Here is an 11,513-nt window from a genome sequence, read left to right as displayed (position 1 = left end):
GCGCGCCACCCGCAGCATGTCGTCGATCCGGCGCCCCAGCCGCCGGGCGCGGTCGCGGATCGTCTCGAACCCGACCCGTGCATCGCCAGCCCCGCGCACGCCCGGTTCCGATTCCAGCAGTATGACTGTCAGCGGCGTGCGCAACTCGCGGCCGATATCGCGATGAAGGCCGAGATCTGCGTGGACAGCACCGAATAGCGCGCGATGCGCCGCTCTGCGTTCAGCGATTCGGTGATCCGCTGCGAGACCTCGCCCATCCCGTGAAGGGTCAGAGCCCCGGAAAGGATCGCGACCAACCCGATCATCCCGGCGCCGAGCCCCAACCGCCCCTTGAGCGAGGCGAACGGGTTCCAGCCATGGCGCAGCTGCCCAGCGTCCCGCGCTGCCGCCGCCGGTCCGGCGCTGCCGCGTCGATGTTCCAAGTCCGATCCTCCCGGTCCCCTCGGCAATCTTGGGACGGATTGGCGGTCAGCACTGCAATACCAAAGGCGAAATTGACTGCTCGGTCAGGGGGCGTCCGGCGCTGCGACCCGACGCGATGGACGCTGTGCTTCCGTGCCGGGCGGGTGTTTGGGAAATGACGTGCAGGAACGGGTTTTCTTCGGCGCGCCAATGGGGTTCACTACGGCTTCGGGAGAGGACTCGAATGACGCCAAAGGCGCGCCCAAGGCCCAGCACGGCCCACACCGCCCCGTTCAACGGGGACAGGGTGTCGGACATGGAGCATCTGCCAGAGACCTGCCATCGGGCCTTTTCCCGCGGGCATGATCCGAGCGGGGTCGCATCGCCGGACGGGCAGGTTGGAGCGTGATATGTCGATGCATCGAGCCAGCCATCGCCCGCAACTGCCCCCGACGGGAAAGCCGCCGTCAGGCACCCGTCATCCTTCAGGGTCCATGCATCGGGCCCAGCGCCGGGCCTGGACCCTGCACCCCGTTCACAAGACGCGTGCGAGGCCGCGAGCGGCCGCAAACAGGCACCCACATCAAGATCCAAAGGGAGATCACGATGAAACCGAGAAACCTCATGGCTTCGGCCGGCATGCTGGCGCTGATCGGCGCGGGCGCGTCTGCCCAGACCCTTGTCTATTGCTCCGAAGGTTCGCCCGAAGGCTTCGACCCTGCGCTCTACACGGCGGGCACGACGTTCGATGCCTCCTCGCATCCGGTCTACAACCGGCTGGTGGAATTCGAGACGGGCACCACCAATGTCGTCCCCGGTCTTGCCGAAAGCTACGAAGTGTCCGATGACGGGCTGGAATACACCTTCAAGCTGCGGCAAGGCGTGAAGTTCCATTCCAACGACCGCTTCACGCCGGGTCGCGACTTCAACGCCGATGACGTGATCTTCACCTTCGAGCGGCAGTGGAAGGCGGACAATCCCTATAACCAGGTCTCGGGCGGCACTTGGGAATATTTCAACGGCATGTCGATGCCGGACCTCATCGCGTCGATCGAGAAGGTCGACGACTACACGGTGAAATTCATCCTGAACCGTCCCGAGGCGCCCTTCATCGCAAACATGGCGATGGATTTCGCGTCGATCCTTTCGGCGGAATATGCCGATGCGATGCTGGCCGCGGGCACGCCCGAGATGCTGAACCAGCAGCCCATCGGCACCGGTCCGTTCCGCTTCGTCGCCTACCAGAAGGACGCGGTGATCCGCTACCAGCGCAATGCCGAGTACTGGGACGCGGGCAAGCCCAAGGTCGAGAACCTGGTCTTTGCCATCACGCCCGATGCATCGGTGCGCTACCAGAAGCTGAAGGCCGGCGAATGCCACGTCATGCCTTATCCGAACCCCGCCGACGTTCAGGCGATGAAGGACGATCCCGGCATTACCGTGCTGGAGCAGGAAGGGCTGAACGTGGGCTATCTTGCCTATAACACCAAGATCCCGCCCTTCGACAACCCGAAGGTGCGCAAGGCCCTGAACATGGCGATCGACAAGCAGGCGATCATCGACGTGGTGTTCCAGGGCTCGGGCGAGGTGGCCAAGAACCCGGTCCCGCCGACCCTTTGGTCCTACAATGACGCCATCGTGGACGATCCCTACGATCCCGAGGCGGCCAGGGCCATGCTGGCCGAAGAGGGGATCACCGACCTTTCGATGAAGGTCTGGGCGATGCCGGTTCAGCGGCCCTACAACCCGAATGCGCGGCGCATGGCGGAACTGATCCAGGCGGATTTCGCGGCGATCGGCGTTGGGGTCGAGATCGTGTCCTGTGAATGGGGCGAATACCTTGAACGCTCGTCCTCGGTGGACCGCGACGGTGCGGTGCTGCTGGGCTGGACCGGCGACAATGGCGACCCGGACAACTTCCTCGCGGTGCTTCTGGGTTGCGACGGGGTGGGCGGGGCAAACCGTGCACAATGGTGCTACCAGCCTTTCGAGGACGTGATCCAGAAGGCCAAGATCACCGCCGATGTGGCCGAGCGCACCGCGCTTTACGAAGAGGCGCAGGTCATCTTCAAGGAGCAGGCGCCCTGGGCGACCATCGCGCATTCGGTCGTGTTCATGCCCGTGCGCCCCGAGGTCGAGGGCTACACGGTGCATCCGCTGGGCGGGCACATCTTTACCGATGTGAGCCTGGCCGAGTGACGGCCTGACAAGTCCGGGCGGGGCCTCTTGCAGGCCCCGCCAGAGTTTATCGGGATTTCAATGGCATGGGGCCGAGACTTTCGGAATATGCCGCGCTTGCGGCAAGGCTTGGGGTGGATGCGCTCGCACTCGTGCCCGGCCCGAATTTCACCCGCATGACGGGCCACGGCTTTCACAGCAACGAACGCCCGCTTGTCCTGCTTATCCCCGCCGAGGGGGCGCCCGCAGCCGTGGTGCCGAATCTGGAACTGGGCTCCTTTGCCCATCTGGATTTTCCCGGCACGGTCTTCGACTGGCGCGACCAGGACGGATATCAGCCCGCCTTCGACGCGCTGGCCCGCCACATGGCGCTGTCCAGCCTTGCGGTCGAGGGTCAGGTTATGCGCGTCTTCGTCCACCACGCGCTGACCGCCGCGTATCCGGGCCTGCGGATCGTCGATGCCGAACGTGAGATCTCGGGGCTGCGCATCCGCAAGACCTCGGCCGAGATCGCCGCGCTGGAGCGCACCATCGAGATTTCCGAACGCGCACTGGCCAATGTGCTGGACAACCTGCGCATGGGGCAGACCGAGAAGCAGGTCGAAAGCCTGCTGGTGCAGGCGCTGTTCGCAGACGGGGCCAAGGATATGGCCTTTCACCCGATCGTGGCCGCGGCCGACAATTCCGCGCTGCCCCATGCCCATGCAAGGCCCGATTACGCGATCCGGCCGGGCGATGCGCTGCTGCTGGATTTCGGCGCGCGCTGGGGCGGGTTCTGCGCCGACATCACCCGCACCGTCTTCGTCGGACATGCGACCGACGAGGCCGAACATGTCTACGACACCGTTCTGCGCGCCAATCTGGCGGGCCATTCGGTCACGCGCCCGCGTGCTACGGCGCATCAGGTGGACGACGCGGTGACATCGGTGCTCGAGGCTGCGCCCTTCGCCGACCGCATCCGCACCAAGACCGGCCACGGGCTGGGCCGCGAGGTGCATGAGGCGCCCTGTATCATGCGCGGCAACCATCAGGTGCTGGAACCGGGCATGGTCTTCACCAACGAGCCGGGCCTTTACCGGATCGGCGGCTTCGGCGTGCGTATCGAGGATGACATTCTGGTGACGGAAGCAGGCTGCCGGTCATTGACCAGTTTCCCCTGCGAGTTGATAGTGACCGCCCCATGATCCGGTATCTGCTCGCCCGCCTGCTGACCTTCCTGCCCACCTTTCTGGGCGTCACGCTGATTTCCTTCGCCTTTATCCGCGTCCTGCCGGGCGATCCGATCGTCGTGATGGCGGGCGAACGCGGCCTGACCGAGGAACGCTATGCCGAGCTTTATCGGCAGTTCGGCTTCGACCAGCCGCTGCCGGTGCAGTTCTGGAACTACCTGACGGGCGTGCTTCAGGGCGATCTTGGCACCTCCTACGTCACCAAGCGCCCGGTCTGGGACGAATTCTTCGCGCTGTTTCCCGCCACGCTGGAACTGTCGCTCTGCGCCATCGTCTTCGCCGTAGCGATCGGCCTGCCCGCGGGCGTGATCGCTGCGGTCAACCGTGGCAAGCTGTTCGATCGGGTGCTGATGTCCACGGCGCTGGTGGGCTATTCGATGCCGATCTTCTGGTGGGCGCTGCTGCTGATCATCGTCTTCTCGGGCAATCTGGGCTGGACGCCGGTCTCGGGGCGGATGGACCTGATCTATTACTTCCCGCAGGTGACGGGCTTCATGCTGATCGATTCCCTGTTGTCGGGGCAGGACGGCGCCTTTGGCTCGGCCGTCCGCCACCTGATCCTGCCGACCATCGTTCTGGGCACGATCCCGCTGGCGGTGATCGCGCGCCAGACCCGGTCGGCCATGCTCGAGGTGCTGTCCGAGGATTATATCCGCACCGCCCGCGCCAAGGGCCTGTCGCCGCTCCGGGTCAACGGGCTGCACGCGCTGCGCAATGCGATGATCCCGGTCATCACCGTGATCGGTCTGTCGGTCGGCACGCTGCTGGCCGGCGCGATCCTGACCGAGACGATCTTTTCCTGGCCGGGTATCGGCAAGTGGATGGTCGATTCCATCTTCCGCCGCGACTACCCGGTGGTGCAGGGGGGGCTTTTGCTGATCGCGTCGATGGTGATGGTGGTGAACCTGACGGTGGACATCGTTTACAGCCTCATCAACCCCAAGATCAGGGCGCGGAAATGACGGCGGGACCCGACGTGCGCGGCACGGTCCCGGTCCGGCAAGGCCGGCTGGCCGAATTCTGGTTCTATTTCCGCGAGAACCGCGGGGCGGTGATCGGGCTTTACGTCTTTGCGGTCTTCGTCGTCGTTGCGCTGTTCGCGCCGCTTCTGGCCCCCTACGACCCGACCGAGCAGTTCCGCCAGTCCACCCTGCTGCCGCCGGCCTGGGCCGAGGGCGGGAGCTGGGCCTTTCCGCTGGGCACCGATCCGCTTGGCCGGGACATGCTTTCGCGGTTGATCCACGGCGCGCGGTTCTCGTTTTTCGTGGGCATCGTGGTGGTGGTGGTCGCGGCCTCGGGCGGCATCCTGCTGGGGCTGATCGCGGGCTTTGCGCCGAAATGGCTGGACACGCTCATCATGCGGCTGATGGACGTGATCCTTGCCTTTCCCTCGCTTCTGCTGGCGCTGGTTCTGGTGGCGATTCTGGGCCCGTCGCTGACCAACGCGATGATCGCCATCGCGCTGGTGCTGCAACCCCATTACGTGCGGCTGACGCGGGCCTCGGTCCTGTCGGAGCGCACGCGCGACTATGTCGTGGCCGCGCGGGTGGCGGGGGCGAAACTGCCGCGGCTGATGTTCGTCACCGTGCTGCCCAATTGCCTTGCCCCGATCATAGTGCAGGCGGCGCTGTCGTTTTCCACCGCGATCCTGGACGCGGCCGCGCTGGGCTTTCTGGGCATGGGCGCGCAGCCCCCCACGCCCGAATGGGGCACGATGCTGGCCGAGGCGCGCGAGTTCATCCTGCGCGCCTGGTGGGTCGTGACCTTCCCCGGCGTGGCGATCCTGGTGACCGTGCTTGCCATCAACCTGATGGGCGACGGGTTGCGCGACGCGCTCGATCCCAAGCTGAAGCGGAGCTGAGGGCATGGCGCTTCTGTCGATCCGCAACCTCACCGTCGAGTTCGCCACCGCCTCGGGCAGCTTCCGCGCGGTGGATGGCGTCGACGTGGCGGTCGAGACCGGCGACATCCTGGCCGTCGTCGGCGAAAGCGGTTCGGGCAAGTCGGTGTCGATGCTGGCGCTGATGGGGCTTCTGCCCTGGACCGCGACGGTCACCGCCGACGAGATGAGCTTTGACGGGCAGGATCTGCGCAAGCTTGCCCCACGCACCCGGCGCCGGTTCATCGGCAAGGACATCGCGATGATCTTTCAGGAGCCGATGTCCTCGCTGAACCCCTGCTTCACCGTGGGCTTCCAGATCAAGGAGGGGCTGAAGAAGCATCTGGGGCTGGATGCCCGCGCCCGCGAGGCCCGCGCGCTGGAACTGATGGAGATGGTGGGCATCCCCGATCCCGCCCGCCGCCTGAACGCCTATCCGCACCAGTTGTCGGGGGGGATGAGCCAGCGGGTGATGATCGCCATGGCCATCGCCTGCCGCCCGCGCCTGTTGATCGCCGACGAACCCACCACCGCGCTCGACGTGACGATCCAGGCCCAGATCCTCGATCTGCTTACCGAGTTGCAGGCCGAGACCGGCATGGCGCTGATCCTGATCACCCACGACATGGGCGTGGTGGCCGAGACCGCGCGCAGGGTCAGCGTTCAATATGCCGGCCAGAAGGTCGAGGAACAACCCGTGGACTCGCTGTTTGCCACGCCCCACCACCCCTATACCTCGGCGCTGCTGGCCGCGCTGCCCGAACGCGCCACGACGCGGCTCTTGCCGACCATTCCGGGCGTGGTGCCGGGCCAGTTCGACCGGCCCGGGGGCTGCCTCTTTGCGCCGCGCTGCACCTTTGCCGACGATCTGTGCCGCACCACGCCGCCGCCCGTCCACGCGCCCGATCTGGGCCTTGCGCGGTGCCATCACCCGCTGGAGGGCCGGGCATGAGCGATCCCGTCGTCCGGGCCGAGGGCCTGTCGCGGTTCTACGAGGTGGGCGGCGGGCTTTTCGGCAAGCCGCGCGAGATCCGCGCGCTGTCCGAGGTGAGCTTTGCCATCCCGCGCGGCAAGACGCTGGCGGTGGTGGGCGAGTCGGGTTGCGGCAAGTCCACGCTGGCCCGGGTCATCACGATGATCGAGTCGCCGACAGCGGGCCGGTTTTCCATCGACGGGGTCGAGATCACGCCCGACCGGTGGGACGTGCACCGCGACGCCGTCCAGATCGTGTTCCAGGACCCCTACGGCTCGCTCAACCCGCGCCAGCGGATCAGCGCGATCCTGTCCGAACCGCTCAAGATCAACCGCCCCGACATGACCCGCGCCGAGCGCGAGGCGAAGGTGCGCGAGGTGATGGGGCTGGTGGGCCTGCGCCCCGAGTTCTACGACCGCTACCCGCACATGTTCTCGGGCGGGCAGCGCCAGCGCATCGCGGTCGCCCGCGCGCTGATGCTGGAGCCCAGGGTTCTGGTGCTGGACGAACCCGTCTCGGCGCTGGACCTCTCGGTGCAGAGCCAGATCCTGAACCTGCTGCTCGACCTGCAGGACCGTCTGGGGCTGACCTATCTCTTCATCTCGCACGACCTGTCGGTGGTGCGCCATGTCTGCGACGAAGTCATGGTGATGTATCTCGGCCGCGCGGTCGAGACCGGCACCAAGGACGCGGTGTTCGGCCAGCCCCGCCACCCCTATACAAGCGCGCTGCTGTCCGCGACGCCGGTGGCCGACCCCGCCCGCCGCAAGGAGCGGATCAAGCTGACCGGCGAACTGCCCTCGCCGCTGAACATCCCGCCCGGCTGCGCCTTCGCCGCGCGCTGCTGGAAGGCGCAAGACCGCTGCCGCGCCGAACAGCCGGAGCTGGTGGGCGACGGGCACAAGGTCGCCTGTTTCTTCCCCGAGGGGGGCTGAGGTCCGGGACCACGGCCTTGGCCAAACGCCCAGCCAATCGCTACCCTTGTGTCAGGGAGACAGCGCAAGCGGGAACCATGCGGATCATTGTCGGGATCGTGATCCTTTTCCTTACGGCCCTGCCGGGGCTGGCCGAGCGGCGCGTGGCGGAGGTGGTCGGCAACGGGGCCCATGACATGGCGCCCGCGCTTCCGAACCCGGGCAATGACGCCGAAGCGGTCGCCGCGACAACCCGTTCGGGACGCAGCTTTCGCGCGCCATGGGTCAGGCGCGGTCCACGGCGCTTCCGGGCCGGGGGCTGGCGCCGGTCGAGACGGCCGGAGGGTTGTTCGTGGGATTCGCCACCGATCCGGGCCGCGTCGCCTTTGACGGGGCAGGGCGGCACAGTCCATTCACCGAGGCGGTGCTGGATCATGTCGCGACCGCGGGGCTGGAGATCAACGCGATGATGACCCGAGTGCATGCGGATGTGTTCGAGATGATCGCCGGGCGGCAACGCCCATGGTCTACCTTGCCCCCGCAGCCCCCCCCGCCGCCCGACGACACGGCGCAGGATACGGGCTATTCGATCTTGCCGGCAACTTGTGGGAATGGACGGCGGATTGCTGGAACGACAGCCACCGGGGCGCAGCCGCCGATGGCAGCGCGCGCACCGAGGGACTGTGTTCCGGCCGCGTCTTGCGCGGCGGATCATGGGACGATCCGCTGGCCAATCTGCGCGTCACCTACCGCGTGGGCATCCCCGCAGCGCAGCGGCAGGCGAATGTCGGGATGCGCGTCGTCCGGCCTGCGCCCTGAACCGTCATTCGGCCGGAACCGTCGCCCCCGCGGAGGCGCGCGGCGCAGCCTCGGGGCGGGATCGGGGCCGGGACGCGGCCTCGCGCAGCGCCGCGATCGCCAGCAAGGCCAGAACCCCCAGCGGCGGCAGCGCCCAGCGCAGCCAGACCTCATCGGGAGAGCCCTGGAAGATCACCTGGAGAAACAGCGCGATCAGCGTACCGGAGGCGAAGGTCAACAATCCCTGCCGTCCCAGCAGCCTGAGCGGCGCCAACGCGATACTTCCCGTAAGGCGCGTGACGGCCGGAATGCAGGACAGCACATAGACGAGCGCCAGGATATGCAGAAGGCGGGGCAGGGCCAGATAGGTCTTGTTATGCGAGATCAGGTGGAACGGCGCCCCGGCCTTGCCAAGCTGCCAAAGCTGGTTGTTCATCCACTGGCCCAGCGGGCCGATCTTCATCCAGCAGATCACAAGGACCAGATAACCCGCCGCCAGCGCGAACAGGATCGCCGATTTCGGCACCAGCCGCTTGCCTTCGCGCAGGCGCAGCCCGATCAGAAGGCCGGTGAAGAACAGTGCCTGCCAGGACAGCGGGTTGAAGAACCAGCCGCCCGGATTGGGATAGTTCGGCAGGTTGAGCCGGTAGAACCCGGCGCAGAACCACAGGATCGCCGCGATCAACGCCAGTGCAACCGCGCTGCGCAGCCCGATATGGAGGGCCAGCGGCGTGGCCAGCAGCAGCACCGCATAGGCGGGCAGGATGTTGACATAGCCCAGTTGATGCGTCAGCGCCGGAATGCCGATCAGCGCCGCTTCGGTGTTCTGGAAGACCTGCCTCAGGTTGATCTTGGTCAGCAGCTCCGGCAGCCCGAAGGTGGTCGCACCCCAGGCGAAGATCGCGATGGCCCAGGCCGTCAGGAAGAGCTGCGTCAGATACAGCGTCCATGCCCGCCCCCAGACCGGCCGGACCGCCGCCCATAGCCCGTTCTGCGCCAGCGCGCCCCGCTCGAAGCGCGCCGAATAGGCCAGCGCCGCCGCGATGCCCGACATCACGAAAAACGCCTCGGCCGCGTCGGAGAAGCCGAAATTCCGGCTGGTGAATTGCTCGTAGGGGTTCCCGGGCGCGTGGTTGACGAAGATCATCACCAGCGCGAGGCCGCGGAATGCGTCGATCCGCGGATCGCGTGGCCGCTTGAGCCGGGGTTCGGGCTCACGCGGCGGCATCGAGGGCCTCCTTCGGCTGCGCGGCGGGCTGGCTCAAGCGCGCCTGCCAGCGGTGGAAGGAGCGGATCACCGGGCTGGGGTCGGTCTCCTCGGGGGTGGTGAAAAGACCGCGGGCAATCGGGTGCGAACTGGCCCAGATCAGAAACGGTGCGGCCAGCATCGGCAGGCAGATCGGCAGCAGCCAGATCGCCAGCGACGGGGCGAGCGTCTTGACCGCGGCCAGCACGATCGCGCCCCCGGCAAAGATCCAGAACCCTGCCACCAGGCTCTGGCCGAGGCCCAGACGCCCCTCGCCGCGCTGGTTGGCGGGCCAGCCGCCATCGCGCCCCGCCAGCACCTGCATCACCGCGCGGGACTGATACATCAGCATCACCGGCGCCAGCAGCGAGGACAGCACGATCTCGGCCAGCACCGCGCCTGCGGCCCGTGCCTTTCCGCCAAAGCCTCTTGTCCGGTCGGACAGCGCGGCAGCGCCCAGGATCGAAAGCTTGGGCAGCAGCAAGAGCCCCACGATCCCCAGTGCGAGCGTCACGATTTCCTTGGTCCGGTCCGAGGGGAAGACCGGGAAAAGCTGGTAGGGTTCAGGGAAATAGTTCGGCGGCGGTGCCGTCACGGTGGCCGCGATCGAGGCGATGAGGAACGCGCCCCAGAACAGCGAGGCGACATAGGCAAAGATGCCCTGGACAAAGACGAACCGGCTCCAGGGGGCAAGGCCGGGGGCCGCCAGAAGGCGTGCATGTTGAAGGTTGCCCTGGCACCAGCGGCGGTCGCGCCGGGCATGGGCAAGGATGTTGTCCGGGCCTTCCTCGAACGAACCTTCGATGGTCTCGTCAAGTTCCACCTTCCATCCCGCGCGCGCCAGCAGCGCCGCCTCGACATAGTCGTGGCTGAGGATGTGCCCACCGAACGGGGGCTGGCCATTCAGCACGGGAAGCCCGCAGCTTTCGGCGAAGGCCTTGACCCGGACGATGGCGTTATGGCCCCAGAACGGCCCGGTCGCGCCCTGCATCCGCGCCAGCCCGCGGGCGAAGACAGGCGCGTGGAAAGCAGCCGAGAACTGCATCGCGCGGCCGAACAGCGAACGCGCGCCGATGATTTTCGGCAATGTCTGCAATAGCCCCAGTTTCGGGTCGGCCTGCATCCGCGCGATCAGATGGCGGATCGTCTCACCCTCCATCAGGCTGTCGGCGTCGAGGATCACGGCAAACCGGTAGGCCGCGCCGGACGTGCGGATGAAATCCTCGATATTGCCCGCCTTGCGGCCGCGGTTGTCCATGCGGCGGCGATAGAACAACCGCCCCGCACCGCCGGTCTCGGCCAGCAAGCGGGCGAAGGCATCCCGCTCGCGCGCCGCGGCCAGGTCGTCGCGGGTGTCCGACAGGATCGCGATGTTCACATTCAGCCCCGCCGCCCGGATCGAGCCGTCCATCGCGGCGATCCGTGCAAAGGTCGTCACCGGGTCCTCGTTGCAGATCGGCACCAGCACCACGGTCGGCGGTTGCGGAAGGGTCAATGGCGGCGGCACGACGCCGCGGCGCCGGTTCGGCAGGCCGACAAAGGCCCCCGCCGCTCCCCAGGCAAGCCAGGCCGTGGTCACGAAGATCAGCGTGGTGCGCACCACATCCCACAGATGCACACCGTCCTCGGTCGAGGCGGCGGCCAGCAAGGCCGCGGCCGCCCCCGCCGCAAGCACGACAAAGCCGATCGCTGCGGTCCTGAGCGTCAGCGTCCGGAAATCGGGGGTGGGAACACGGGCCATGCCGGGGGACTCAGCCGTGCTGGACCGGACGCAGCAAGAGCCGCGTCAGCCAGGCGAGCACGCCAGCGCGGTGCGGGGATTCCAGCACCTGGCGTGGCATCTCCATCGGCGCGAAAGGCGGCGCCCAGTGCATGTCCTCGACCGCGGTCGAGG

The 11,513-nt window shown here is 67.1% G+C and carries 11 protein-coding genes and 1 pseudogene; 8 read left to right on the top strand and 4 right to left on the bottom strand.

Translation table 11 applies throughout. The features are described from left to right. The coding region (locus ENN83_RS16915; protein ID WP_349760096.1) for a hypothetical protein at nt 1-99 on the bottom strand (99 nt) is incomplete at its 3' end. Nucleotides 100-128: 29 nt separating this feature from the next. Next, complete coding sequence (locus tag ENN83_RS04415) at nt 129-422, bottom strand: hypothetical protein (RefSeq protein WP_287184484.1); 294 nt, start codon at nt 420-422, stop codon at nt 129-131. Between the two features lie 586 nt (nt 423-1,008). On the opposite strand from ENN83_RS04415, the gene ENN83_RS04410 reads away from it, so the two are divergent. From ENN83_RS04410 to ENN83_RS04380, 8 genes and pseudogenes are all read left to right on the top strand, one after another. Next, nucleotides 1,009-2,601 carry an ABC transporter substrate-binding protein gene (locus ENN83_RS04410; RefSeq protein ID WP_287184481.1) on the top strand — a complete coding sequence of 531 codons (1,593 nt, stop codon included), beginning with the start codon at nt 1,009-1,011 and terminating at the stop codon, nt 2,599-2,601. Between the two features lie 65 nt (nt 2,602-2,666). Then, complete coding sequence (locus ENN83_RS04405; protein WP_287184478.1) at nt 2,667-3,764, top strand: M24 family metallopeptidase; 1,098 nt, start codon at nt 2,667-2,669, stop codon at nt 3,762-3,764. Then, on the top strand, nt 3,761-4,771 hold the full coding sequence (locus tag ENN83_RS04400) for an ABC transporter permease subunit (protein ID WP_287184476.1): 1,011 nt from the start codon (nt 3,761-3,763) through the stop codon (nt 4,769-4,771). The genes ENN83_RS04405 and ENN83_RS04400 overlap by 4 nt, the downstream gene beginning before the upstream one ends. After that, nucleotides 4,768-5,670 carry an ABC transporter permease subunit gene (locus tag ENN83_RS04395; protein ID WP_287184474.1) on the top strand — a complete coding sequence of 301 codons (903 nt, stop codon included), beginning with the start codon at nt 4,768-4,770 and terminating at the stop codon, nt 5,668-5,670. Before ENN83_RS04400 ends, ENN83_RS04395 begins: the two co-directional genes overlap by 4 nt. A 4-nt stretch (nt 5,671-5,674) precedes the next feature. Next, nucleotides 5,675-6,640, top strand: coding sequence for an ABC transporter ATP-binding protein (locus ENN83_RS04390; RefSeq protein ID WP_287184473.1), 966 nt, complete (start codon nt 5,675-5,677; stop codon nt 6,638-6,640). Further along, nucleotides 6,637-7,596, top strand: a complete 960-nt coding sequence (locus tag ENN83_RS04385) for an ABC transporter ATP-binding protein (RefSeq protein WP_287184470.1) — start codon at nt 6,637-6,639, stop codon at nt 7,594-7,596. Before ENN83_RS04390 ends, ENN83_RS04385 begins: the two co-directional genes overlap by 4 nt. Before the next feature lie 259 nt (nt 7,597-7,855). Continuing rightward, nucleotides 7,856-8,044 (top strand): annotated as a pseudogene (locus ENN83_RS17110) (peptidase C14, caspase catalytic subunit p20); the annotation flags it as partial. 53 nt (nt 8,045-8,097) lie between these two features. Next, nucleotides 8,098-8,394: a formylglycine-generating enzyme family protein gene (locus ENN83_RS04380; RefSeq protein WP_287184467.1), complete on the top strand. Its 297-nt coding sequence runs from the start codon at nt 8,098-8,100 to the stop codon at nt 8,392-8,394. 4 nt (nt 8,395-8,398) lie between these two features. On the opposite strand, the gene ENN83_RS04375 is transcribed toward ENN83_RS04380, so the two are convergent. Further along, complete coding sequence (locus ENN83_RS04375; RefSeq protein WP_287184464.1) at nt 8,399-9,601, bottom strand: OpgC family protein; 1,203 nt, start codon at nt 9,599-9,601, stop codon at nt 8,399-8,401. Further along, nucleotides 9,588-11,360, bottom strand: coding sequence for a glucans biosynthesis glucosyltransferase MdoH (gene mdoH / locus ENN83_RS04370; RefSeq protein WP_287184462.1), 1,773 nt, complete (start codon nt 11,358-11,360; stop codon nt 9,588-9,590). Before mdoH ends, ENN83_RS04375 begins: the two co-directional genes overlap by 14 nt. Nucleotides 11,361-11,513: the final 153 nt, after the last annotated feature.

It is taken from the genome of Rhodovulum sp. (assembly GCF_011048875.1).
In the GTDB taxonomy this organism is placed as follows: domain Bacteria; phylum Pseudomonadota; class Alphaproteobacteria; order Rhodobacterales; family Rhodobacteraceae; genus Rhodovulum; species Rhodovulum tesquicola.
Note: the sequence above shows the minus strand (reverse complement) of the source record. Positions and strands in the feature narration are given on the sequence as shown.